Source organism: Mycolicibacterium fallax, from assembly GCF_010726955.1.
Lineage (GTDB): Bacteria > Actinomycetota > Actinomycetes > Mycobacteriales > Mycobacteriaceae > Mycobacterium > Mycobacterium fallax.
The window spans coordinates 970,348-994,351 of record NZ_AP022603.1 but is presented as its reverse complement, the minus strand read 5'-3'; the positions used below and the strand labels follow the sequence as shown (position 1 = coordinate 994,351).

Here is a 24,004-nt window from a genome sequence, read left to right as displayed (position 1 = left end):
GCCGACCTGCCGCCGGGCACCCCGGGGTGAACGCCCGGGGGTAAACTTCGTACAGCTAAGTTCCGACTAGAGGCCCGGGTGTGTGGTTGATGAGGATGACGAAGATTGCCAAGCTGACCGTCGCGGGCGCGCTGATCGGGGCGAGCGTGAGCCTCGGGGCCGGCGTCGCCGCCGCGGACCCCGCCGGCAACCCCGATCCCGTCGCCCCGGCCTGGGCGCCGCGCAAGCCCGCCGAGGTCTGGCTGGGCCAACCGGTGGTGTGGTGGTGGGGCCCCTCGGGCGGGTACTGGGGCGTGTGGACCAACGGACAGTTCCTTCCCCTTACATAGTCACGCGCATATGTAACGGCTACAGTCACCGACTGTGACTGCCGAACTCGTCGTCCCCGACAGTTGGAACGACCTCACCCCGGACTGGATGACCGCGGCGCTGGCGGCCGAGTATCCCGGCGCCGTCGTTGACACCGTCACCGTGCTGATGCGCGACGACGGCACCAACCGGCGGGCCCGGCTGCAGCTGAGCTACCGGCAGGGCTGCGGCCCGGAGACGGTGTTCCTCAAGGGTGTTGATCCCGACCACCGCGAACTGATCAAAATGACCAGCGGACTGTTCCACGAGCCGCGGTTGTTCGCCGAGCGGATCGAGTTGCCGCTGGAGCACCCGCGGGTCTACGCCTCGGTCATCGACGCCGACGCCGAGGACTTCGTCATCGTGATGGAGGACCTGACCGCGCGCGGTGCCGATCCGCGCGACGCGCTGCGCCCGCTGACCGTCGAGCAGGCCGCCAGCGGCGTTCGGGGACTGGCTCGGATGCACGGACAATATTGGGGGACAAGACTTTCCGGCTCTGCGCTGGACTGGGTGGAACCGTTCGAGCCGTGGGACGGGATGCAGTGGGCGCCGCTGCCCGCGGTCCAGCCGCGGCTGGCGCCCGACACCCCGGCCGAGGTGCGAACGATGACGATCGAGCGCCTGGTTGAGGGCATCTGGAAACCGTTCATCCGCAGCCTGACCCGGGCGCCGCAGACCCTGCTGCACGGCGACCCGCACATCGGCAACACCTACCTGCTGCCCGGCGGCGAGCTCGGCTTTCTGGACTGGCAGGTGCTGCGCCGGGGCAACTGGTCGCTGGACCTCGGCTACTTCCTGCAGGGCGCGCTGACCACCGAGGACCGTCGCCGCCACGAACGCGCGCTGCTGGCCGAGTACCGCGACAACCTCGGCCTGCCGGCCGCCGAGTTGCCCGGCGCCGACGAGATCTGGCTGCGCTACCGGGCATCGGTTGCCCACGGCCTGTGCACCTGGCTGGCCACCGCCAGCGCGGGGGAGCTGTGGCAACGCCCGGACATCGCGCTCGAGCTCGCGCAGCGCTATTCGATGGCCTACGGCGACCTGGACACCGCGGCCGCATTGGCCGCCATCGACTGCGGCTGACCCGCCGGGCGCGGTGCGCCGCTGCTAGCGCCCGTCGAACACCGGCCCCGGCGGCGGCGGGTCGGTGACGATCGCCGGCAGCACGAAGGTGTGCAGGTAGCGGCGGGCGACGGCGGGGTCGGATGCCCCCGGGACGGCCTGCAAAAGCAGGGTCAACGCGGTGGTGATGACGAACTGCGCCACGTCGTAGGGCCGCAGGCCCGGCCGGATGACCTCGGCGTCGGTGGCGATGATCCCGGCGATGGTGGCTTCCACCAGTTGGGTGAGCGCCGGATCCTCGGCGATCAGCGATGCGACGGTGCCGTCGGGGGCCTGCTCGGAGATGGTCATCAGCAGCGGATCGGAGACCAGTTCGGTGGCGACGATGACCAGGGCCTCGACCAGGATCGCCATCGGCCCGGCCCCCTGCGGCAGCCGCGGCAGCATTGCGGCGATGTGCGACTGGGTGGTCCGGTTGACCATCGCGGCCACCAGCGCGCGGCGGTTGGGGAACTGCCGGTAGATCGCCGCCCGCGAGTAGCCCGCATGCGCGGCGATGGCCTCCATCGTCGAGGCCCGGTAGCCGCGGGTGGTGAACAGCTCCTCGGCGGCGTCCATCAGCACGTCCTTGGCCTGATCCGCGGAGATCCCGCCGCCGGTGGGCCGGCCGCGGGGGCGACGCTGGGCTGTGGCCACGAGATCTGTCGTCCTGTCCGGGTAGGGATTCCGGGCAAGTATGCCCGAGCGCGGCGCCGATTGCGGCGACCATGAATGAGACGTTTTGCGGATTTGTTCAATTATGCTCCGTGGCACCGGCCGGGTGGTTACCGTGACTCCGACGGTAAAGCCGACGGGCAGGAGTAACCCCGGATGACCCCTCATCGACGCGGATCCCAGGTGGGATCGGCGGCCGCGCTCGCGGTCCTGGTCAGCGGCCTGGGCCTGGGCTTGATCACCGGTGTCGCCGCGCCGGCCGGTGCCGACCCCGGCGACCCCGGGGGCGCACCCGGGCATTCCCACTCGGAGCAGTCGGCGCCCAAGGAATCGGGATCCAAGGCGGCGGGGCCCAAGGCGGCGGTGTCCAAGGAGCCGGGGTCCAAGGAGCCGGGGTCCAACCAGTCGCCGCCCAAGCAGTCGGGCCCGAGGCAGTCCCGTGCGGAGCGGTCGAGCGCGGCGGCTAACGACGCGGGCAGCACCGATACCGCGCCGGCGCGGACGTCGCGCGGGCGGGTCGATGCCGAGGCCCCGGCGAGTAGTCGGGCCGACCGGTATCGCCGGGTCGAGCGCCTGGCCGAACGTGTCCGCGGCGCGGCGGATACGCCCGGCGCCCGCCGGGCCGGGGTCCCAGCCGACCGGGCCGCCGACCGGGCCACCGAAGCGGCCACGGAAGCGACCGTTCCGGTGCCAGACACCCGCACCGAACCGGCCGAACCGCAGACCGTTCCCGCAATCGCCGACACCCCGGGGTCCGCCAGCCCGGGGTCCGACACCCCGATTACCGACACCGTGCTCGCCGTCCGGGCCGGTGGGCTGCGGTCGGTGATTGCCAACGTCGAGGCGCGCGGACGGGACCTGCTCGCCCACCTCGCCGCCGCCGCTCCCGGGCCGCTGCCGGACCGGGTCCAGGTTCCGGTCGTCGCATCGGCCGGGGCGCCTGAGCCCGGCGCGGGGGCGCCGGCGGACCAGATGGTGGGCGACGGGTCGGTGCTCGACGTCGCCGAAACCGAGCTCACCGGCACCGCGGCGCCGACGGCGACCGCGCAGAGCTCGGCCCAGCAGATCCTCGGCGAGCAAACCCTGGGCGAGCGGGCCGCGGTCGTGCCCGCCGTCGCTCTGGCGGTCCCGACGGCCCAGTTGCGCCAGCTCGTCGCCGACACCCGCGACCGGCTCGAGGTGGTGGCCACCACCGTGTCGGCCACCGCCACCGGGGTGACCACCGCGCTGCGTCAGGGCATCGACACGCTGCGCCATCCGCAGCCGGTCGGGCCGGTCAACGTCGCCGGGTCGGTGCTGTTCTCGCTGCTCGGCGCGGTACTGCAGATCTTCTCCGGCCCGCCGGTGCTGCCGGCCGGCAGAACGGTCACGGTGCGCACCTCGACGCTGACGCTGCCCGATTCGGGCAAGACGGTGCGCGCCGACTGGTACTTCCCCGACGAGGTCGACGAGGACACCCGGCTGATCTACCTGCAGCACGGGTTCATGGCGACCGGCCCGATGTACAGCTACACCGCGGCCTACCTGGCCGAGACCACCAACAGCATCGTCGTCGCTCCGTCGATGTCTTCGAACCTGTTCGCCCCGGACGCCGAGTGGATCGGCGGTGATCCGCTGCAGCAAGACGTCGCCGAGCTGTTCCGCGACGAGCGTCCGGAGCTGAGCGCCAGCGCCGCTGCGGCCGGCTTCGACGGGCAGCTGCCACGTGATTTCGTCCTGGTCGGGCATTCCCTGGGCGGCACCCTGGTGATGGGTGCGGCCGACAAGATGGATGACGACACGCTGGCGAACCTCAAGGGCGTGGTGCTGCTGGACCCCGTCGACATGGACGGCGCCATCCCCGCCGGCCTGCAGCGGCTCAGCGGAGCGGACTACCGGCCGGTGCTGAACATCTCCTCGGAGCGCTACACCTGGAACCTCGACGGCCTGGTCGGCGACGAGCTGACCGCGGCCCGGCCCGGGGAGTTCACCGGTGTGCAGCTGACCGGCGGCCGGCACATCGACGCGCTGCAGGGCGGCAACCCGATCCTGCAGGTCGCCGAGTACGTCGTCGCGGGGTTCTCCGAGGGCCGCAACGTCGAGGTGGTGAAGATCCTGGCCGGCCAGTGGATCAACGACATGTACGCCGGCGAGCCGACGCCATCCGGGGCCGGGCCCGACGGCACCATCGTCATCGACACCCCGCGGGGCACCGCCACCGCCATCGACCTGCGGAACCGCTCCACCGACACGGTGACCGCGATGCCCTGGGATCCCGTCGCGAAGGTCATTCTGGACGTGCTGTTCCGCTACGCGGTGTACCAGCCGGGGGCCGCCAACACCGTTCCGGCGGGCCTGGCAACGATCACGGCCTGATCACAACGAGCGCCCCACCGGGTGGGTCGGGCCTGGTAGCGTGATCGGCGCACCCCCGGGGCGGCCGCGACCGCGGTGCTCGACGTTGGGTGCCAGCACACTTCATGCCGACGACAGGGGACACGCCCATGATCAAGAACCTCATCGTGGCGGCCGGGGCGGCCGTCGCCGGACTGTGTCTGTCCGGCGGCCTGGCCTCGGCGGCCCCCGATTACGACGCCATCGCCAACTCGACCTGCAGCTACCCGCAGGTGATCGCGGCGCTCAACTCCGAGTCCCCGGCCACCGCCAGCGAGCTGAACAGCTCGCCGCTGGCCACCGGCTGGCTGCAGAACCTGGTGGCCGCACCGCCCGAGCAGCGCCGGGTGATGATGGATCAGGTGGCGGGCTTCCCGGGGATGGCCGAGTACACCGGGGTGATCAACCAGGTCGCCGGTTCCTGCCACAACTACTGAGTTCGCGCGCACGCCGCCCGCGGGCCCCTGGGGTCCGCGGGCGGCGTGTTTTTTCTCCGGTGCACGCTTGCCGGTGAGCGCCGGCCGGGAGGACGATGGCGGCACGGTCATGACATCCACCCGACGCACCGATCGGCACCGACCGCGGGTCTTCCGGGATCGCCGCGACGCCGGCCGGGTGCTGGCCGGGCTCCTGACCGAGTACCGCGGCCGCGACGACGTCGTGGTGCTGGGCCTGGCCCGCGGCGGCGTCCCGGTCGCCGCGGAGGTCGCCGCCCGTCTCGGTGCCCCGCTGGATGCCGTCATCGTGCGCAAGCTGGGCGCCCCGGGGCACCAGGAGTTCGCGGTCGGTGCGCTCGCCGCCGGCGGCCGGCTGGTGCTCAACGACGATGTGCTGGCGGACCTGCGGATCCCGGCCGCCCAGCTGCGGGCGATCACCGACCGGGAGACCCGCGAACTCACCCGGCGGGAGAACGCCTACCGGGGCGGCCGCCCGGCCCTGCCGGTCGCCGGCAAGGTGGTCATCCTGGTCGACGACGGGGTGGCCACCGGCGCCAGCATGGCGGTGGCCGCGCAGCTGCCGCGGGCGGCGGGTGCGGCGCGGCTGGTGATCGCGGTGCCGACCGGGCCCGCATCGATGCACCGGCGGTTCCGCGGGATCGCCGACGACATCGTCTGCGCCAGCAGCCCGGAGCCGTTTCTCGCGGTGGGACAGTCGTATTCGGATTTCACCCAGGTCGGCGACGGCGAGGTCCGCCGGCTGCTCGGCACCGCGATCGATCCGGCCTGACCCGCCGCCGACCTCAGCGGCGTACCTCGATGACCCCGTGCGCACCGCGTTCGGCGTCGACCATGGCGTGCGAAACGAACGGGTAGCGGCCCGGCTCGGGCAGGCTCAGCTCGACGAAGCCGCCCTGGGCGGGAAACAGCCCCAGGGTCTGCGCGCCGCCGGTGCCCGGACGCAGCCGGTAGTCGCCCTCGGACCACACCGTGTCGAACTGTCCGCCGACCACGTGGAAGGAGGTGCCCCGGTTCGGGCCCGCGGCCAGCACCCAGATCCGGATCCGTTCGCCGACCCGCGCGGCCAGCGGCCGGTGATCGTATTGCTGCGCATAGCCGTTGAACACCACCAGGTCCGGGGTTTCGGCGAGGACCTTGTCGGCGTCAACCTCGCCGCCCTCGGGTCCCAGATACATCTCCGACTGCACCAGCACGTACTCGCGGTCCACCGGCGGCAGGTCCGGGGGATCGATGATGACCGCGCCGAACATCCCGTTGGCGATGTGTACCGACATCGGCATCGTCGAGCAGTGATACAGCCAGATGCCCGCGCGGGTGGCGGTGAACCGGTAGGCCAGCTGCTCGCCGGGCTCAATGGTGCGCATCGGGCGATCCGGTGCCAGCGCGCCGGCGTGGAAGTCGATGGAGTGCCCGATGGTGCCGTCGTTGATCAGGGTGATCTCGAAGGTGTCGCCAACGCGTCCGCGCAGCGTCGGACCCGGCGCGGTACCGCCGAATGTCCACAGCCGCTGGGTGATTCCGGGGGACACCTCGCGTTGCGCCTCGGTGACGGTCAGCGTCACCCGGTGCAGGGCCGGGCCCGCGCCGGGCAGCCGTGGGTCGCGGGCCGCGAAATCGGGGCCCGCGACGGTGCCCAGGCTGCGTGCCACGTCGGCGGCCCCCAGTGCACCGGCGCCCGGTGCACCCGAGCCCGAATGCGCGGCCGGGTCATGGTGGCCCGAGCCGGCTCCGGGACCCGCGGCCGGCGCGGCCCCGGTGGCCCGCACCGTGAGCACCATGCCCATCTGGCGATGCCCGGCCACCGAGCACCACCCGTCGAGATCGGATCCGATGATCCCGGCGTCGAGCACCGCAGTTTCCCCGGGTGCGATCCGCTCGGTCCGGGTGCCGTTGGCCAGCACCAGGTCGTGACGGTCGGTCCCGGTGTTGGACAGGGTGATTCGGAGCCGGTCGCCGGCCGGAACGACGATGACGTTCGGGACAAAACGCATGCCCTCGATGTGCACCTGCACCTCGGTGGTGTGCCCGGTGGCCGCCACCGCGGTCGGCGGCGCGGTGGCCACGCCGACCGCGGCCGGATCCAGGGCCACCGCCCCGGTCGCGGTCAGGATGACCACGGCCAGCCCGACGGCGGCGCTGCCGAGCCGCTTGGTCAGCGCAACCGGCTGCGGCGGGCCGAGTTTGGACGGCACCCCGCGATTTCGGCGGGCCAGCACCACCGCGCGGGCCAGGTGCCACAGGAACCCGCCGTAGGCGATCAGCACCAGCACCGAGGCGCCGACCCGGACCAGGCTGGGCACCGGCAGCACGCACAGCAGCAGCCCGGCGTTGGCCATGCTCAGCCGCCACGGGGCGCCGCGCTCCAGCTCGGTGATGGCCGCCAGCATCGACGCCCGGCCACCGACCATCACCGGGATCAGGTAGGCCAGCGACCCGAACAGCACCTGCACCAGGAAGCCCGCCAGCAGTCCGGGGGCCACCGCGGCGGTGGCCTCGACCGCGGCCGGCCAGTCCGGGGCCCGCAGCAGCCCGACCGCGACGTAGCCCAGCGACCCGAGCAGCCAGCCGACGCCGCACAGCACCGACAGCGTCGGGAAATCCGCCGGGCGCTTGCGCCGGATCTCGTCGAGGTGCGGCCACAGCACCCAGCCCGTCGCCGCCAGATAGCCCAGCGCGCCGAGCCCGATCACCACCGGCGTCCCGGCCAGGGCGCCGCCGACGGCGATCGCCAGCGCGATCAGCAGGGCGGGCAGGCCGCGCCGGGCGGCGCGTTCGACGCCGTCGGCCATCCGGGTGCGCAGCATCGTCGGCCACAGCGTGATCAGGGTGCCCAGCACCGTCAACCCGATCCAGCCGAACAGGTTGAGCACCGCGTGGGCGGTGCGGAACCGGTCGGCCAGCACGCCCGGCAGCGCCGAATTCGCCATCGCCACACCGAGTCCGGCGCCCAGCGTCAGCGTCAGTGCGGCGGCGATGTAGTAGTGCACGGTGATGCCGAAGCGGGCCGGCAGCGCGGTGCGCAGGAACCTCACCAGGTCGGCGGCGTGCAGTATCGCGACACCGGCGACCACGATGCCGCCGGCCAGCAGCACCGGCCACCGGGCGGTCAGCATGCCGGCGATCGCGGTGACCGCGCCGACGTTGAAGGCGGCCAGCCGAAGAACCTGGCCCGGATAGGGCGGTTCGGGCTTGCGGCGCAGCAGCGCGTCGGTGAAGTGCCTGCTCCAGATCAGGATCGCGTTGCCGGCCGCGCCCAGCCCCAGCAGGTGCACCAGCAGCCAGCCGGACAGCGGGATGAACCGGTGCGCCACCGCGACGACGACCAGCGCGGCCAGCCAGCCGAACACCACCGATCCGGCCCGCAGATGCCAGTCGCCGCGGTTCATTGCTCGCCCCGTTCCTGGGCCGGCCGTGCTCCCCGCACCGCGGAGCCGGCCGCGATGACGACGAAGACGACGATGGCGACGATGTTGAGCACCCCGCCGGTGCTGACGGCGCCCTGGATGTCCCGGCCGTCGCCGACGACGATCCGCAGCAGCAGCGACGCGTGCAGCAGCGCCACCGGGAGGTACAGCCACCGGGTGTAGGGCAGCGGCCGGCGCAGCACCGCGGGCAGGATGACCGGCGCGTGCGCCATGATCATCGACATCACGAACCCGAGCATCACCGCGTGCACCACCGCGTCGTAGCCGCGGCCGGTCACGACCGGTCCGGTCAGCAGCCACAGCCCGGCGGGCACCAGCAGCCAGGCGTATCCGGCCAGCAGGCACACCGCCATGTAGCGGGGCAGCCCGCTGCCGCGCACCGTGCCGCGGGCGATGTCGCGGGCGGCCAGCCAGCCGGTCAGCCCCAGCAGCGCCGCACCGAGCAGCGGGTAGCCCACCGCGGGCCAGAGCAGCGCCGCCAGCGCGGCCACGACATAGCCGGTGGCCGCGGCGGCCAGCACCCCCTGGGTCCGCCCGCTCGACATCACGATCCGGGCCAGCTCCAGGCGCTCCCCGGCGATGGTCAGGATCAGAAACCCGGACAGCCACGGAATCAGTTGCGGAACGGGAAGATCCGCCCACCAAAGCAGGGCCGCGCCGATGGCCAGTACCGCCCCGGCGGCCTGGATCAGCACCGCGAGATCGGCGGCCCGGCGCCACAGCAGGACGTACAGGCCGAGCAGTCCCACCGTCCCGGCGACCAACACCGGATCGGCGAGGGCCCGGGGCGCGCCGAGGACCAGCCCGATCGCGCCGGCGCCCAGCGCGGCGGGCGCGAGGTAGCCCAGCGCGCGGCCGGCCGCGACGGCGCGTTCCAGCGCGATGACGGTGCCGACGAAGCCGAGCGCGAGCACGATGCCGTGCACCTCGCCGAGCCGGGTGTCCGGGACCGGCGCCGGCAGGCCGAGCAGCACCAGCGCGGCGTCGAGGCCGGCCAGCAGGGCGAACGCCCCGGGCAGCAGCAACAGCGCCCGGGGCGGCAGCGCCGGGGGTGCGGGGGCCGGGCGCGCCGGGGCGGCGGGCGCCGGGGTGGGGTCAGTCACGACGATCGCCGCCCGGCATCGTCGGGTCGGGCAGAAACAGCCGGCAGGCGCCGGGCTCGGCGAAGGCGATCAGGTCCAGACCCGCTCCGGTCATCGCACCGAGTTGATCGAGCACGCCCTCGATAATGCCGAGGTGCACCTGGCACACCACGCCGGGGTAGCGGACCGCGGCGTCGAGCAGCGGGCAGCTGCGCAGCGCGATGCCGCGGGCCGGGTCGTCGGTGTCGGGGTCCGGGCCGAATCCGAGGCGGGCCAGGACCTCCAGCACCCGGGCGCGCGGGTCGTCGCTGCCGGCGTATTCGCCGACCAGTTCGCGGCCCCAGTCCACCCCGGCCGCGCGGGCGTCGGCCTCCGGGTCGGCGCTGGTGCGGGCCAGGTGCCCGGCCAGGGCGGTGGCCAGTCCGGCGTAGTCGTGCACGCCGACGGCGGGGTCGGCGGCGGTCGGGCGGTACAGCGTGGCGGGGCGCCCGCGGCCGCCGGGGGTCTCGGTGACGGTGTTCAGCAGCCCGTCGTGCACCAGGGCGTCGAGGTGTTCGCGCACCGTGTTGGGGTGCAGGCCGAGCGCGGCGGCGGCGCTGCTGACCCGGACCGGGGCGTGGTCGCGGACGTGGTCGAGCACGGTGAGGCGCTGCCGGGACAGCGCCGGATACCCGGTCCGCGGCGGCGTCGGCCGCGGGCCGAGGGGGACCCGGTCTTTATTCACGGAATAAACCGTAGTAAATTGGAGGTGGTAAATCCAGCGGCGCGGCACGGGTCGCGTCGCCCCACCGGAAACAGGAGGCCGGCATGTCCATCGATGGCCTGATCGTCTCGTCCACCGCCGCCGACGCCGAGGCGGTCGAAACCATCAAGAACCATCACGCCGAGCTCGCCGGCGCACTCGGCTCGCTGGTGGAATCGGTGCTGGTCGCGGCCGAACGCGGCACCGAGATCGACCTCGCCCACGCGGCGCTGGTGGAGTTCCTCACCGAGGAGCTGATGCCGCACGCCGTGGCCGAGGAGGAGTCGCTGTACCCGGCGGCGGCCCGCACCGAACGGGCCCGGCCGCTGATCGAATCGATGATCGCCATGCACCGGGTGATCGGCTCGCTGGTGGACCAGATTCGCCGGGATCGCTCGCCGGTTCGGGTCGCGGCCGCCGCCGAGGCGCTGCGGGTGGCGTTCAACGCCCACCTGATCGACGAGAACGACCGGATCCTGCCGATCGTGGCCGCCGATCCCGGGGTGTCGCTGGCCACCGTGACCGAGGGTATGCACGAACTGCTCGGCGGCGGCGGTGACTGCTGCGGCGGCCACGATCACGGCTGCGGCGGCCACGACCACGGCGGCCACGACCACGGCGCCCCGGCCGAACTGCACGAGCACAGCATCGGCGGCCACGTCTGCCAGTGCGAGCAGGACAACGCCGACCCGGTGCTCGACGTCCGCGAGGTACCGCACTCGATCCGGCACGCCACGGTCTTCGGCGCCTTCGACGCGGTGCCCGCCGGCGGCGCGCTGATCCTGATCGCGCCGCACGACCCAATCCCGCTGCTGCACCAGCTGCACGATCGCAGCGGCGGCCGGATCGCGGTGGACTACGAGCAGCGCGGCCCGGACGCCTGGCGGCTGCGGCTGACCCGGATCTGACGCGCGGCGACGGCCCCGGATGCGAGATTTCCGGGGCCGTCGCCCATCATGGACCGGATGAGCGACACCACCGGCCCGGATGACACCGCCGCGGACTACATCGTCGTCGGCGCGGGGTCGGCGGGTTCCATCGTCGCGGCCCGGCTGGCCGAGACCGGCGCCGACGTACTGCTGCTGGAGGCCGGCGGCACCGACCGCCGGCCCGACGTCCGGATCCCGGCCGGGGTGGCGGCGCTGTACCTGACGTCGAACTGGAAACACCGGTGCGCGCCGGATCCCAGCCGGGGCGGCGCCGCCGATGCGTTCGCCGCCGGACGCATCGTCGGCGGCAGCGGATCCATCAACGCCATGGTCTACGTCCGCGGGCGCGCCGCCGACTACGACGGCTGGGCCGCGGCCGGCGCCACCGGCTGGTCCCACAACGACGTGCTGCCGCACTTCAAGGCCCTGGAAAGCTGGGTCGGCGGCGCCGACGAGTACCGCGGCGACACCGGCCCCATCCCGGTGTCCTGGTGCGGGCACCGCCACCCGATCGACGACGCCTTCATCGCCGGGGCGGTGCAGGCCGGCCACCGGCTCAACCCCGACCAGAACGGCGCCAGCCAGCTCGGGGTGTCCCGGGTGCAGTTCAACCAGCGCCGCGGGCTGCGGGTGTCCTCGGCCCGCGGCTTTCTGCGGTCCGCGCCCGCGGGCCGGCGGCCCCGGCTGCGCACCCGCGCGACGGTGTCGCAGATCCTGTTCGAGAAGGGCCGCGCGGTCGGGGTGATGAGCCGGGGCAACCGGATTAGGGCCCGCCGCGAGGTGATCCTGTGCGCCGGCGCGATCGGCACCCCGGCGCTGCTGCTGCGGTCCGGGGTGGGCCCGGCCGGGGTGACACTGGACCTGCCCGGGGTGGGGGAGAACTTCCAGGACCACCTGGTCGCCTCGCAGGTGTGGGAGTCGCGGGTGGCGACCCCGAACACCCTCGGCCCGCTCGGGGCGCTGGCCGGGGCCCGCGCGCTGCTCACCCGCGGGGAGGGGCCGCTGACGCTGTCCCCGTTCGAGGCGCAGCTCTTCACCGACGACTTCCAGATCGCCGTCGGACCGTTGCACTACAACCTCAACACCGGCGGCCGCGTCCTGGGCATCGAGCGCACCGATGGCTTCACCGTCTACACCGTGCTGATGCATCCGCACACCCGCGGGCGCGTCGTGCTGCGCGACGGCCGGGCCTGCATCGAGTACGCCCGGCTTGGCGAGGACCGCGACGTCGCCCGGCTGCTCGAGGGCATGGCGCAGGCCCGCGACGTCGTCGAGGGCACCACGGCGATGCGCGCGGTGGCCGGCCGCTACCGCAACCCCGGCGAGCGGGATCGCGACTGGCTGGCCGGGCGGGAATCGAGCATCGCCCACGCGGTGGGAACCTGCCGGATGGGCACCGACGACGCGGCGGTGGTCGACCCGATGCTGCGGGTGCACGGGCTGGCGGGCCTGCGGATCATCGACGCCTCGGTGATGCCGACGCTGACCTCCGGCAACACCAACGCCCCGACCATGATGATCGCCCACCGCGGCGCCGAACTGGTGGCCGCGGCCCCGGCGTGAGCCGCGCCCGAGGCGCCTTCCCGCCTTTCGACGCGGCCAGGGACTAGGGTTTTCTCACGTGAGCGAACCCGGCGGCACCCGCGAGCTGCAGGTCGCCGGCCGCCGCACCCGGGTGACGGTGGACGGGAACCCCGATGCCGCGCCGATCCTGTTGATCCACGGCCTCGGCCGCAGCCTGGAGGACTGGGCGCCGCAGCGCGGGCTGCTCTCGGCGGCCCACCGGGTCATCGCGGTGGAGCTGCCCGGCTTCGGGTTCTCCGATCCGCTCGACGGGCCGATCACCCTGCCGGCGCTGGCCGAGGCGGTCCAGGACACCCTGGGCGTGCTCGGCGAGGATCGGCCGGTGCACGTCGTCGGCCATTCCATGGGCGGTGCGGTGTCCATGCAACTGCTCGTCGATCACCCGGACCGGGTGGCGACCCTGGTGTTGTCCAACAGCGCCGGGTTCGGCCGCGGCGCCACCGTGTTGATGCGGACGCTGGCGGTCCCGGTGCTGGGGGACGGCTTCAGCCGGGTCGGCGCCCGGACCGGCCTGCGGAGATTCGAGCGCACCATCTACGGGGACCCGTCGCACGCCACCGCCGCGCGGGTCGAGCACGCGCTGGCGATCAACCGGCGGCCCGGCTACCGGGCCACCATGCTGGAGGCGATCCGGCTGATGGCCGATGTCCGCGGGGTCCGGGAGCCCTGGCGCCGGGAGCTGTTGGCCGAGGTGGTCCGCCACCCGCGGCCGACGCTGGCGCTCTGGGGCGACCGGGACCGGATCTCGTCGGTGAGCCAGCTCGAGGAGATCGGCCGGGTGCTGCCGCATGCCAGCCGCCGGGTGTTTGCCGGTGCCGGCCACCTGCCGCAGGTCGAGCAGCCCGAGCGCTACGCCGCGACGGTCCTGGAATTTCTGGCCGCACAACCGCGCGACTAGCCTCCGCCGACCACTGCGTTCGCCGGTCGGCGCGCCCCACGTATTGACATATTGCGATATATGCATGAATGTGGGGGTGGACAACCGATGTGCGGGGAGAACATGAACGACAAGCTGCGGATCGACCTCGATGAGGCGCCGACCGGTGGCGACGGCCAGCCGGACCCGGCTCGGCCGATGGTTGCCGACCAGAGCCGGGACCCCGACGCGCACGACCACCCGCACGGCTGGGGAGCGAACCTGTTCGGCGCCCGCACCGAGCTGATCTTCGCCGGCCTGGCCGGGCTGACCCTGCTGACCGGATTCCTGCTGGCGGTCTTCGCCGACACCCCGCGCTGGGTCGAAATGGCCTGCTACGCGGCGGCTTTCTTCTTCGGGGCGTTCTTCACCCTGCAGGAGGCCGTCGCCAGCATCCGCGAGAAGCGCTTCGAGATCGACACCCTGATGCTGGTCGCCGCGATCGGCGCGGCGGCGATCGGCGACGTCGCCGAGGGCGCGTTCCTGCTGTTCCTGTTCAGCATCGGCCACGCGCTGGAGGGCTACGCGATGGGCCGGGCGCGCCGGGCCATCGAGGCGTTGGCCGAGCTGGCACCACCGACCGCCCTGGTGCGCCGGGACCGCACCGGCGAGGCCGTCGAGGTGCCCGTCGAACAGCTGCGGATCGGCGACATCGTCGTGGTGCGACCCAACCAGCGGATCGCCGCCGACGGATTCGTCGTCACCGGCACCAGCAGCGTCGATCAGGCCGCGGTCACCGGCGAGAGCGTTCCGGTCGACAAGCGCCCGGTCGCCTCCGCCGCCGCCGCGGCGCGCAACCCGGAGCGGGTCGGGGCCGATTCGCGGGTCTACGCCGGCACCATCAACGGCGCGGGCGCCATCGAGATCCAGGTGACCCGGTTGGCCGCCGATTCGACGCTGTCGCGGGTGGTCCGGCTGGTCTCCGAGGCACAGGTCGACACCTCCTCCACCCAGCGTTTCGCCGACAGGTTCCCGCGGATCTTCGTGCCCGCGGTGCTGGGGTTGGTGGTGGCGCTGCTGCTGACCCCGCTGGTGCTCGACGAGTCGTTCACCGAGGCGCTCTACCGCGCGCTGGCGGTGCTGGTCGCCGCGAGCCCGTGCGCGCTGGCCATCGCGACGCCGAGCGCGGTGCTCTCCGGCGTCGCGCGGGCCGCCCGGGTCGGCATTCTGGTCAAGGGCGGGGCGGCGCTGGAGGCGCTGGGCCGCATCGACGCCGTCGCCTTCGACAAGACCGGCACCCTCACCCAGGGCCGCCCGCAGCTGTCCGATGTGATCGCCGCGGCCGGCGTCGACGAGGACGAGCTGGTGGCCGCGGCCGTCGCGGTGGAGGCGCACAGCGACCACCCGCTGGCCCGGGCCATCGTGCGCGACGGGACCGCGCGCCTGCCGCAGCCCGCACCGCGGGCCAGCGGCGTCCGGGAGGTCATCGGGCGCGGCGTGCTCGGCGAGGTCGACGGCCGCACGGTACGGATCGGCAAGATCGCGATGTTCCTCGACGACGGGATCGAGCCGCCGGCCCAGATCACCGCCGCCGCGGCCGCACTGGAGTCCGACGGGCGCACGGTGATGGTGGTGCGCGCCGGGCAGCACTGGCTCGGGGTACTCGGCGTGATGGATCTGGCGCGCCCGGAGGCCGGCCCGGTACTGGCCCGGTTGGCCGCGCTCGGGGTGGCGCACTCGGTGATGCTCTCCGGGGACAACCAGCGGGTTGCCGACGCCGTCGCCGCCCAGATCGGCATCGACGAGGCCCGCGGCGATCTGATGCCCGAGGACAAGGTCAGCGCGGTCACCGCGCTGCGCCAGCGCTTCGGGCGGGTGGCGATGGTCGGCGACGGGGTCAACGACGCTCCCGCACTGGCCATCGCCGACGTCGGCATCGCGATGGGCGCGGCGGGCTCCGGCGTTGCGCTGGAGACCGCGGACGTCGCGCTGATGGCCGACGACCTGACGGCGCTGCCGTTCGCGGTGCGGATCGGCCGGGCTTGCAACCGGATCATCGCGCAGAACCTCTGGGCCAGCCTCGGCATCGTCGCGGTGCTGATTCCCGCGACGATCCTGGGGCTGGGAATCGGGCCTGCCGTGCTGATCCATGAGGGTTCCACGCTGATCGTGGTGGCCAACGCGTTGCGGCTGCTGGCGCTGCGCGACCGGCCCTGACGGGTGTGCGAGGATGCGCGGGTGGACCACGGACCCGCGCATTTCACCGCCGCCGACCAGGGGTATCTGCCGTCGCAGTTCGCCCACAGCCATTGGGGCGATGACCATCTCAACGGCCCGGCGATCGTCGGCCTGGTCGCTCGTGAACTCGAATTGCGCTACGGCAGTGCGGACTTCCTGCCGACCCGGCTGACCGTCGACCTGTTCAAGGCGGCCCGCTCGGTGCCCACCACGGTGGCCTCCCGGATCCTGCGCGACGGGCGCCGGGTCCGCAACGTCGAATGCGACGTCGTGCAGCACGGTGTCACGGTGGCCCACGCCGTACTGGCGCTGTACCGCCGATCCGAGGCACCGCCGGGGCAGCAGTGGGCCGCCACGCCGGGTTTCGAGTTTCCCGAGCACCTCGACCCCGACGAGAACCCGCCGCGCCCGCACACCGGCAGCGACGCCGTCGGCTGGACCCGCCGGGTCTCCGACCACCAGAACGATTCGCGGACCCGCTTCGTCGACCGGACCATCGATGTCGTTGCCGGGCAGCCGAATTCGCCGTTCGTCCGGGCCGCGATGGTGGCCGAGGCCACCAGCCTGACCACCCACCTGGGCACCCGCGGGGTCGGCTACATCAACGGCGACCTGACCGTCGGGCTGGCCCGGTTGCCGGTCGACAACTGGATCGGCGTGCAGGCGGACTCGCACCGCGCCGTCGACGGTATTTCGGTGGGCACCGCCACGCTGTTCGACAGTCTCGGTGCGTTCGGCAGCGGCATGGTGACCGCGGTGGCCAACCCGGCCGCCCAGATCGACTTCACCTCGGCGAGCTTCAAGGGGCTGCGGATCTGAGCGGCGGGGGCGGCGCGGTGAGCCGGCCGACGGCGAATGCCGCGCCCTCACCGACCATCCCGTTGGGCACGTAGGCGCTGTGCGCGGCCGGATTCCACGGCGCGGCGGGGTCGAGGGCGCACACCGGGTCCTCGGGGGCGCACAGTTGGAGAGTCTTGCCGGCGAATCCCGGGCCGGGTCCGGCCACCGGTGCGCCGTACTTGACCGACGACGCACCGTTGGGTTTGCCCAGCAGCACGACCGCGACCACCTTGTCGGCGACATCGGTGGGCAACGGCTGCGGCACGCCCGGCACCTCCTCGGGCAGGGCGTCGGCGGTGGCGAACTCGGCGACCATCGCGCCCTGGGAGTAGCCGCCGATGACCATCTGGGTCTGCGGGCACACCGACACCACGCCGCGGACATGGTCGCGCAGGTCGCGGACGCCGTCGAGGATGTTGGCCTGGAACCCCGCGCCGTTGAAGTCGTTGCTGGCCGGGTAGTTGACGCCGTGCACCCCGACGGTGCGCGGGGCCGCCTGGGCCCGCATCGCGTCGACGAACGCCTGGCCGATATTGCCAACCCCGGGGGACTCCGCGGTGCCCCGCGCGAACGCCACCCCGATGTCCGGACAGGGGTCGGCGACCGCGCGTGCCAGCGCGCCGTCCGGCATGGCGGTCAACAGCAGGATCCCGGCCGCCAGGGCCCGGACAAGTGGCGTTGCAGCGCGCAGTGTTCCCCCTGGGGCAGTTCGGTGGGCGTGGGTCGCCCTTTCCGTTCTAGCAGGGATTCGATGCCGGGGCATGGATTCGGTGCGGGATGCGCGGTCCCGATTCCGCGAGTTCTCGCCTACCGCGCGTTGAGCACCAGGCCGTAGCCGTCGTCGCGGGTCAGCCGCAGCTCGTCGGCGTCGATGACGACCTGAACGCGTCCGCCGAGGACACGCAGCACCGAGCTCTCGACCTCGTCGAGGCCCGGCGGGCAGGCCCGCTTGGTCACCGCCAGCGGTTCGAAATCGACGGCCCGGCGATCCTCGGAAAGCTGGGCGCGGCCGGTGAACTCGTTGCACCCGGTCCAGCCGGTGACGGTGCCGTCGCCGGCGATGGTCAGGGTGGGCGCGGCCTGCTCCAGGGCCACCGAGGTGGACACCGCCTGGGTGGAGATGGTGCTGCGCACCAACCAGTCGGTGTCGGTCAGCGGCCGGTCGGGCTCGACGATCTCCTTGTCCCGCAGCGTGACGGTGACCGAGTCGGTGGCCAGCGTGAGGGTGTCGCCGCTCAGCGTCCAGCTGGGCAGACCGTCGAACAGCTGACTCACCCAGGCGTCGGCACCGTCCAGTGGCGGCGGGCAGGCCATCATGGTGGTGGCCAGGGTGGTGTCGATGACCCCGTCGACCAGCTCGGCCGCACCGGTGCCGCGGTTGCAGCCGGCGAACACGCTGATCTGGCCGCTGTCGCCGAAGCCGACGACCAGCGGCCCGCCGCCGGGGATCGGATCACCCTCGACCTGCACCGAGACGAACGTCCGGCCGACCGGGCTGGGGTCCTCCGCGTCGTCGCTGGACCCGCAGCCCGCGGCCGCTGCGACGGAGAGGGTGATCAGGGAAAGTGCCGGAATCAGGCGCATCGCCCGAGGGTACGCCGTCACCGGGGCCGGTCCGGAATCGGACGACGGGGTTCGGGCCCGCGGCAGCCGGGGAAGGCCCGGCCACCGGGTCGGCCGCCGGGTGGCTGGATAGAGTGATCGGATGTCGCAGCACGCCGAGACCGCCCACCCGGACCTGCTCACCGTCGGTATCCCGACGCACTGGTACAACCTGGCCGCCGAACTCGACGCGCCGATCCCGCCGCATCTGCATCCGGGCACCCGGGAGCCGGTGACCCCGGCGGATCTGGCCCCGCTGTTCGCCAGCGGGCTGATCGCCCAGGAGGTCAGCACCGAGGCCTACATCCCGATCCCCGAGCCGGTGCGCGAGATCTACGCGATGTGGCGGCCGGCGCCGCTGATCCGGGCCCGGCGGTTCGAGCAGGCGCTGAACACCGGCGCCCGGATCTACGTGAAGTACGAGGGCGTCAGCCCGGTCGGCAGCCACAAGACCAATTCCGCTGTGGCGCAGGCCTACTACAACAGCCTCGACGGTGTCCGGAAGCTGACCACCGAGACCGGTGCCGGGCAGTGGGGCAGCGCGCTGTCGTTCGCCGGCGCCCAATTCGGCATCGACGTCGAGGTGTGGCAGGTGCGGGCGTCCTACGACTCCAAGCCCTACCGCGGCTACCTGATGCGCACCTACGGCGGCACCGTGCACCCGAGCCCGTCGACCCTGACCGAGGCGGGCCGGGCAATTTTGGCCAAGACCCCCAACACCACCGGCAGCCTCGGCATGGCGGTCAGCGAGGCCGTCGAGGTCGCCGCCGCCGACCCGGACACCCGGTATGCCCTCGGCAGCGTGCTCAACCATGTGGTGCTGCACCAGACGGTGATCGGCCAGGAGGCCGTCGAGCAGCTGGCCGCCGTCGAACCCGGCGGCGCCGACGTCGTGTTCGGGTGTGCCGGTGGGGGATCAAACCTCGCCGGGCTGGCGTTCCCGTTCCTGCGGGAGAAGATCCACGGCCGGTCCAACCCGCGGGTGGTGGCTGCCGAGCCGTCGGCCTGCCCGTCGATCACCCAGGGGGAGTACCGCTACGACCACGGTGACGTGGCCGGGCTGACCCCGCTGCTCAAGATGCACACCCTCGGAATGGATTTCGTCCCGGACCCGATTCACGCCGGCGGGCTGCGCTATCACGGGATGGCCCCGGCGCTGAGCCACACCGTCGAACTGGGCCTGGTGCAGGGCGTCGCGATCGGGCAGCACGAGGCGTTCACCGCCGGTATCCAGTTCGCCCGCAGCCAGGGCATCGTGCCCGCCCCGGAGGCCACTCACGCGATCGCCGCGGCCGCCGCGCACGTCGCCGACGATCCCACCGAACAGGTCGTGGTGATCGGGCTGTCCGGCCACGGTCAGCTCGACCTGCCGGCCTACGCGGAGTTCCTCGACGGGAATTTCTGACCCGAGCGCGATCCCCCGGTGGGGTACGGTTTGCCGCGTGCCCCTGCGCTACGTCGACCCGAACAAGACGCACGGACCCGTCTACCGGGCCAGCGTCCGATTCGGCCGCAGCCGCCCCGGGCAGTTTGTCGGACGACGCATCCAGCCCCGGGTTGATCGGGTGTGGTCCCGGCTGACCCGGGGGCGCGGCATGTCCTTCGTGCGCAGCGCTCCGTTGGTCACCACCGGGGCCAAGTCGGGCCTGCGACGCCGGGTCCAGTTGGCGTATTTCCACGACGGCCGCACCGCGATCGTGATGGCCTCGAACTACGGCGGGGAACGGCAGCCGCAGTGGTACCACAACCTGAAGGCGAACCCCGACTGCGAACTCGCCGGTGAGCCGTTCCGGGCCACCCAGGTCGTCGATCCCGATGAATACCAGCGGCTGTTCGGACTTGCCGTCCAGGTGTACGCCGGCTGGGGCGACTACCGGGATCGCGCCAACCGACAGTTCCCGATCTTCCGGCTCGAACCGCGCTGACCGCGCGGTCAGCCGTGCCGCGCCCGGGCCGCCTCGAGTAACTCCTCGACGGCGCCGGTCAGGCACTGTTCGTAGACCTCGGGGTCGGGGACGGCCTTGCGGTCGGCGGTGAAGCAGAACGTCACCCGGTTGCCGTAGCTGCCGATGCCGTTGTTGAGCCCCATCCCGTCGAGCACCGGACCAAGGCCGGTGGTGTCGACCATCCGCGCCCCGCAGAAGTACATCGGGTTCTGCGGCCCGGGGACGTTGCTGACCAGGGTGTGCGCGGCGAAGGTGAGCCCGCGCCGGCTCAGCGCGCGCACGGCCGCCCGCTGCACGGTGCCCATCAGCCCGCCGAACGCCTCCTCCGACATCGCCATCAGCGATCGGACCGGGTGCGCACCGGAATCCTTGACGTGCGCGGTCGAGGTCACGATGCGCGCCAGCCGCTCCAGCGGGTCGGCTTCGTCGGTGGCCATCGTGATCGGCGCGATCGAATACTCGTTGCCGCTGGTCCCGGTGCTGGTCTCGGAGCCCGCCGTGCCGCTGGCGCGGGTGGCCGTCGGCCGGATCGAGATCGGCATCATCGCCACCATCGCCTCCTCGGGCAGTTCGTCCTTGTCCAGCAGGTAGCGGCGGATGGCGCCACCGACGACGGCGACGCCGACGTCGTTGATGGTGGCCTCCGGCAGCGCCGCGCGGATCTCCTTGAGGACCTCCAGTGTCGTGTACGCGGTGCCGAACACCCGGTGCGGCGAGACCACCTGGTTGAACCGGGTCGCCTTGGGCAGCGACGCCGGCGACGTCACGTCCGGGTTGCGGGCGTCGAACACCAGCGCGGGCAGTTGCGGCGCCACCTTGCCGGCCTGGCGCAGCACATCGACCGGCCGGGCGGCGCCGTGCAGCGCGGCCCGGGCCAGCAGGTCCAGGTCCGACGGGACGGCGTCCGGCTCCCACTGGTAGTCGTCGGGGACCGGCGGCGGGCCGTCGTCGGGCTCCCGGCTGTGGATCGCGGTGAGGATCTCGGCGCCGGCGACTCCGTCGATGGCGGCGTGGTGGATGCGCAGGAACACCGCGAAGGCGCCGGGCGGCAGATGGTCGACCGCGTCGAGCCCGTCGATCAGGTACAGCTCCCAGGGCGGCTTGCTCAGATCCAGCGGCCGGGCGTGGATGCGGGCGATCTGGGTGCACAGCTGGCGCCAGTTGCCCGGGCCCGGCAGCGCGATGTGCCGGACGTGATACTCCAGGTCGAAGTCGCCGTCGCGGATCCACCACGGCCGGTCCAGCCCGAACGGCACGTGCACGAGCCGTTCCCGGAAGCTCTCGGCGACGTGCAGGCGGGCGTCGATGTACTCCAGCACCTCCTCGTCGGTGACCGGGCCGCTGGCCGCGCCGCGGGTGGACGGGTCGTAGATCCCGACGATGCCGATGGTGTTGTGCGCGGTCGAGGTGTCGAGTGACACCATCGTCCAGTCGGCGCTGGAAAGCTGGCGCATGGTCCTCCTTCAGGTTCCGCGGGATTGGTGTTGCAGCCCGGACGAGGCGAGGACCGCGGCGACGTGCTGGTCGTAGGCGGGCCCGCGCCAGGCGGTGACGTGGCCGCGCGGGCACCACGCGATCGACGGCTCGTCCCAGTGCCGCCAGAGCTCGGCGGCGCCGTGCGGCGGCGCGATCCGGTCGACCTGCCCGGCCACGATGTGCCGTCGCGGATGGGGCACCAGGCACGGCCCGGCCAGCGGTGAGACGACCCGGTGCACCAGCGTCGAGCGATCGTCGTGCACCCGGCGGTGCAGCCGCCGCTTCGCCCGGGTGACCGGCGCCGCGTCGCGCATCGACGCGGCCAGGTCGCTGGTCGGAACGACGGCCAGCAGACAGGCCAGCTCGCCCTCCAGCGTCGAGAGCAGGTTGATCACGTAGGAGCCCAGCGACACCCCGAGCAGGCCGACCGCGGGGGCCCGCTGGTCGTCGCGCAGCCACTGCAGCAGCCGGCGGACGTCCCAGACCGACTGGGTCAGCCCCAGCACGTTGTTCGTCGCGAAGATGTTCGACGCGAACTGGTGCGCGGGGGACAGGCCGCAGGCCCGCGGCCCGTGCAGCGGAAGCACCGGCAGCGCCACGTTGACACCGAGCTCCTCGTGCAACCGGCGCACCCGCAGCATCTTGACGTCGGAGCCCCGCCCCATGCCCTGCCCGTGCACGGCGATCAGCCACGGCCGGGGGCCGCCGGGGTGCCGCAGCAGTCGCACCGGCACCCGCTCGTTGGCGCGCAAGCTCTGCCAGCGCTGGCCGCCGGGCTCGCCCGGCTCCGGCCGCCACCCACTGTCGAAGTGCGCGAGTTCCAGTCCGGGCGCCAGGGTTTGGATCCGAACGTGCTCGGGCGCGCCGGGGCGCCGGTGCCGGCGCTGCGGATCGTCCAGCCAGCCGGCCTCGCCGTAGTAGTCGACCGCGGCGTCCAGTTCGGCCGATGCCAGCGCGTAGTCCTCGGCCGACCCGAGCGAGGACAGCAGCGGCATCGGAGCCGCCAACAACGCGTCAATGCCCGCGGCCACCCCGAGACCGAACGACGGCTCGGGCACCGGGACGCCGTCGCGCGTCGCGACGCCGCGCCGGCGCGCGGTGTCCGCGCGCACCACCTCGCGGGCACCGGTGACGCCGGCTGCGAGGACGGGGGTGGCCACCGCGGCCAGGCCCAGCCAGCCCGCGAGTCTCATCGTCGAACGGCGGTGGGCTGCTGGGTCGGGCACCGCACCACCCTGTCATCCCGGTCGGCCACGGCGGTCGTTATCGGTGAAAGGTCCGCAGCCGTGTCGCGGGCCGGCAGTGCGCTTACTGTCCCGGGAGGGTGATCTGGACGATCTCGGTGGCGTGCAGGCTGCCGGCCACCACGACGCCGTTGCGTTCGGCGACGCTGGTGACGAAATCGTAGGACCCGTCGTCGCAACGCAGGTCGCAGATCAGATCGCCGGCCAGGTCGAATGCCATCACCCAGGCGATCGGTGTGGGTTTCGGGCGCAGCGCGCTGGGCAGGTTCCACGCCAGCGTCCGAAGGACGCCCGGCAGGGGCAGCAGGCGATCCAGCAGTGCGTTGCGCGGCGCCGCAATCGACACCCAGATCAGCCCATCGCTGCCCACGCTGATGTTGTCGGGCAGCCCCGGCAGATTCTCCACGACTGGCTCGGTGGTGCCGGCCTTCGCGCCGGTCAGCCAGTAGCGGCTCACCCGGTAGCCCTCGGTTTCGGCGAACAGCAGGTGTGATTGGTCCGGGGCCAGGGTCAGCCCGTTGGCGAACTTCAGCCCGCCGCGCAACACCGTGACGGTCCCGTCTGGGGCGCGTTGGACGAGCAGTCCGGTGCAGGAGTGCTCGAAGACATCGCCGAGGTAGTTCGCCAGGTCCCAGCGTCGGCTGGACACGGTGAACCAGATGGTGCCGTCGTCGTGCTCGGTCACATTGCTGGCGAAACGCAGCGCAGTGCCGGCGACGGTGTCGACGAGGACCTCGACGTCTCCGGTGGCTGACATGCGCAGCAGGCCCCGGTCGTGGTCGCAGATCAGCACGGATTGGTCGCGGCTGGGGTGCAGGCCGAGCGGCCGCCCGCCGGTGCTGCCGACGACGCTGCGCTGGCCGGTGCCGGGGTCGATGCGCACGATGCGGCCATCGTCCAGGCCGGTGAGGACGTGGCCGTCCTGGTCGAAGGCGACGTCTTCGGGACCCGCGCCGCCGGTGGGTAATCGTCGGGCGATGGTGAATTCGGCGGTGACGGCGGTGTGGCCCTGGTCGGGCGGCACCGCCGGTGGGCTCCAGGTCCCGGTCGTGAGCAGTCGTCGGCTGGCTCTCATCGCCGCG

At 72.8% G+C, this 24,004-nt stretch carries 20 protein-coding genes and 1 pseudogene; 12 read left to right on the top strand and 9 right to left on the bottom strand.

The features are described 5' to 3' along the window. The first annotated feature begins 95 nt into the window (after positions 1 to 95). Positions 96 to 329, top strand: a complete 234-nt coding sequence (locus G6N10_RS04730; protein ID WP_085094708.1) for a hypothetical protein — start codon at positions 96 to 98, stop codon at positions 327 to 329. 88 nt (positions 330 to 417) lie between these two features. After that, positions 418 to 1,434, top strand: coding sequence for a phosphotransferase (locus G6N10_RS04725; RefSeq protein WP_085094710.1), 1,017 nt, complete (start codon positions 418 to 420; stop codon positions 1,432 to 1,434). Between the two features lie 24 nt (positions 1,435 to 1,458). Here the strand turns inward: G6N10_RS04725 and G6N10_RS04720 are convergent, their stop codons facing one another. Next, complete coding sequence (locus tag G6N10_RS04720; protein ID WP_234810502.1) at positions 1,459 to 2,109, bottom strand: TetR/AcrR family transcriptional regulator; 651 nt, start codon at positions 2,107 to 2,109, stop codon at positions 1,459 to 1,461. A 174-nt stretch (positions 2,110 to 2,283) separates the two neighbouring features. On the opposite strand from G6N10_RS04720, the gene G6N10_RS04715 reads away from it, so the two are divergent. The 3 genes and pseudogenes from G6N10_RS04715 to G6N10_RS04705 all read left to right on the top strand — a co-directional run. Further along, positions 2,284 to 4,482, top strand: a complete 2,199-nt coding sequence (locus G6N10_RS04715; RefSeq protein ID WP_133055108.1) for an alpha/beta fold hydrolase — start codon at positions 2,284 to 2,286, stop codon at positions 4,480 to 4,482. 128 nt (positions 4,483 to 4,610) lie between these two features. After that, complete coding sequence (locus G6N10_RS04710) at positions 4,611 to 4,937, top strand: hemophore-related protein (RefSeq protein WP_085094666.1); 327 nt, start codon at positions 4,611 to 4,613, stop codon at positions 4,935 to 4,937. 109 nt (positions 4,938 to 5,046) lie between these two features. Continuing rightward, positions 5,047 to 5,709, top strand: a pseudogene (locus G6N10_RS04705) (phosphoribosyltransferase); the annotation flags it as partial. Between the two features lie 31 nt (positions 5,710 to 5,740). Here G6N10_RS04705 and G6N10_RS04700 read toward each other — a convergent pair. Genes G6N10_RS04700 through G6N10_RS04690 form a run of 3 tightly spaced genes read right to left on the bottom strand, consistent with a single transcriptional unit; the run spans position 5,741 to position 10,189 of the window. Continuing rightward, a complete protein-coding gene (locus tag G6N10_RS04700; protein ID WP_085094668.1) occupies positions 5,741 to 8,344 on the bottom strand; it encodes a multicopper oxidase domain-containing protein in 2,604 nt (867 codons plus the stop codon). Then, positions 8,341 to 9,486, bottom strand: coding sequence for a DUF8744 domain-containing protein (locus G6N10_RS04695; protein WP_234810503.1), 1,146 nt, complete (start codon positions 9,484 to 9,486; stop codon positions 8,341 to 8,343). Before G6N10_RS04695 ends, G6N10_RS04700 begins: the two co-directional genes overlap by 4 nt. Further along, a complete protein-coding gene (locus G6N10_RS04690; protein ID WP_085094670.1) occupies positions 9,479 to 10,189 on the bottom strand; it encodes a helix-turn-helix transcriptional regulator in 711 nt (236 codons plus the stop codon). Before G6N10_RS04690 ends, G6N10_RS04695 begins: the two co-directional genes overlap by 8 nt. A gap of 83 nt (positions 10,190 to 10,272) precedes the next feature. Here G6N10_RS04690 and G6N10_RS04685 point away from each other — a divergent pair, with 83 nt between their 5' ends. From G6N10_RS04685 to G6N10_RS04665, 5 genes are all read left to right on the top strand, one after another. Then, positions 10,273 to 11,115, top strand: coding sequence for a DUF2249 domain-containing protein (locus G6N10_RS04685; RefSeq protein ID WP_085094672.1), 843 nt, complete (start codon positions 10,273 to 10,275; stop codon positions 11,113 to 11,115). 57 nt (positions 11,116 to 11,172) lie between these two features. Beyond that, entirely contained in the window at positions 11,173 to 12,699 is a 1,527-nt protein-coding gene (locus G6N10_RS04680; RefSeq protein ID WP_085094718.1) for a GMC family oxidoreductase, read from the top strand. A 58-nt stretch (positions 12,700 to 12,757) separates the two neighbouring features. Continuing rightward, positions 12,758 to 13,618: an alpha/beta fold hydrolase gene (locus G6N10_RS04675; RefSeq protein WP_085094674.1), complete on the top strand. Its 861-nt coding sequence runs from the start codon at positions 12,758 to 12,760 to the stop codon at positions 13,616 to 13,618. A gap of 102 nt (positions 13,619 to 13,720) precedes the next feature. After that, entirely contained in the window at positions 13,721 to 15,793 is a 2,073-nt protein-coding gene (locus tag G6N10_RS04670) for a heavy metal translocating P-type ATPase (protein ID WP_234810504.1), read from the top strand. A gap of 21 nt (positions 15,794 to 15,814) precedes the next feature. Continuing rightward, complete coding sequence (locus G6N10_RS04665) at positions 15,815 to 16,633, top strand: acyl-CoA thioesterase domain-containing protein (RefSeq protein ID WP_085094678.1); 819 nt, start codon at positions 15,815 to 15,817, stop codon at positions 16,631 to 16,633. Here G6N10_RS04665 and G6N10_RS04660 read toward each other — a convergent pair. Then, positions 16,614 to 17,285, bottom strand: coding sequence for a cutinase family protein (locus tag G6N10_RS04660; protein ID WP_179962873.1), 672 nt, complete (start codon positions 17,283 to 17,285; stop codon positions 16,614 to 16,616). The genes G6N10_RS04665 and G6N10_RS04660 overlap by 20 nt on opposite strands. 176 nt (positions 17,286 to 17,461) lie before the next feature. After that, positions 17,462 to 18,238, bottom strand: coding sequence for an META domain-containing protein (locus G6N10_RS04655; RefSeq protein WP_085094682.1), 777 nt, complete (start codon positions 18,236 to 18,238; stop codon positions 17,462 to 17,464). 121 nt (positions 18,239 to 18,359) lie between these two features. Here G6N10_RS04655 and G6N10_RS04650 point away from each other — a divergent pair, with 121 nt between their 5' ends. Then, a complete protein-coding gene (locus tag G6N10_RS04650; protein WP_085094683.1) occupies positions 18,360 to 19,661 on the top strand; it encodes a TrpB-like pyridoxal phosphate-dependent enzyme in 1,302 nt (433 codons plus the stop codon). Positions 19,662 to 19,698: 37 nt separating this feature from the next. Next, a complete protein-coding gene (locus G6N10_RS04645) occupies positions 19,699 to 20,181 on the top strand; it encodes a nitroreductase/quinone reductase family protein (protein ID WP_085094685.1) in 483 nt (160 codons plus the stop codon). 8 nt (positions 20,182 to 20,189) lie between these two features. Here G6N10_RS04645 and G6N10_RS04640 read toward each other — a convergent pair whose 3' ends face one another. The 3 genes from G6N10_RS04640 to G6N10_RS04630 form a co-directional block, all read right to left on the bottom strand. Continuing rightward, a complete protein-coding gene (locus G6N10_RS04640) occupies positions 20,190 to 21,656 on the bottom strand; it encodes a wax ester/triacylglycerol synthase family O-acyltransferase (RefSeq protein ID WP_085094687.1) in 1,467 nt (488 codons plus the stop codon). A gap of 9 nt (positions 21,657 to 21,665) precedes the next feature. Then, positions 21,666 to 22,904 carry an alpha/beta fold hydrolase gene (locus tag G6N10_RS04635; protein WP_133055109.1) on the bottom strand — a complete coding sequence of 413 codons (1,239 nt, stop codon included), beginning with the start codon at positions 22,902 to 22,904 and terminating at the stop codon, positions 21,666 to 21,668. A gap of 82 nt (positions 22,905 to 22,986) precedes the next feature. Continuing rightward, a complete protein-coding gene (locus G6N10_RS04630; RefSeq protein ID WP_085094691.1) occupies positions 22,987 to 23,997 on the bottom strand; it encodes an SMP-30/gluconolactonase/LRE family protein in 1,011 nt (336 codons plus the stop codon). Between the last annotated feature and the right edge of the window lie 7 nt (positions 23,998 to 24,004).

Coding starts and splice junctions, on each gene's coding strand:
- G6N10_RS04680 (WP_085094718.1), top strand. CDS start 11,173: ATGAGCGACACCACCGGCCCGGATGACACCGCCGCGGACTACATCGTC.
- G6N10_RS04670 (WP_234810504.1), top strand. CDS start 13,721: ATGAACGACAAGCTGCGGATCGACCTCGATGAGGCGCCGACCGGTGGC.
- G6N10_RS04660 (WP_179962873.1), bottom strand. CDS start 17,285: ATGCCGGACGGCGCGCTGGCACGCGCGGTCGCCGACCCCTGTCCGGAC.
- G6N10_RS04700 (WP_085094668.1), bottom strand. CDS start 8,344: ATGAACCGCGGCGACTGGCATCTGCGGGCCGGATCGGTGGTGTTCGGC.
- G6N10_RS04630 (WP_085094691.1), bottom strand. CDS start 23,997: ATGAGAGCCAGCCGACGACTGCTCACGACCGGGACCTGGAGCCCACCG.
- G6N10_RS04650 (WP_085094683.1), top strand. CDS start 18,360: ATGTCGCAGCACGCCGAGACCGCCCACCCGGACCTGCTCACCGTCGGT.
- G6N10_RS04730 (WP_085094708.1), top strand. CDS start 96: ATGACGAAGATTGCCAAGCTGACCGTCGCGGGCGCGCTGATCGGGGCG.
- G6N10_RS04685 (WP_085094672.1), top strand. CDS start 10,273: ATGTCCATCGATGGCCTGATCGTCTCGTCCACCGCCGCCGACGCCGAG.
- G6N10_RS04655 (WP_085094682.1), bottom strand. CDS start 18,238: ATGCGCCTGATTCCGGCACTTTCCCTGATCACCCTCTCCGTCGCAGCG.
- G6N10_RS04715 (WP_133055108.1), top strand. CDS start 2,284: ATGACCCCTCATCGACGCGGATCCCAGGTGGGATCGGCGGCCGCGCTC.
- G6N10_RS04640 (WP_085094687.1), bottom strand. CDS start 21,656: ATGCGCCAGCTTTCCAGCGCCGACTGGACGATGGTGTCACTCGACACC.
- G6N10_RS04725 (WP_085094710.1), top strand. CDS start 418: ATGACCGCGGCGCTGGCGGCCGAGTATCCCGGCGCCGTCGTTGACACC.
- G6N10_RS04710 (WP_085094666.1), top strand. CDS start 4,611: ATGATCAAGAACCTCATCGTGGCGGCCGGGGCGGCCGTCGCCGGACTG.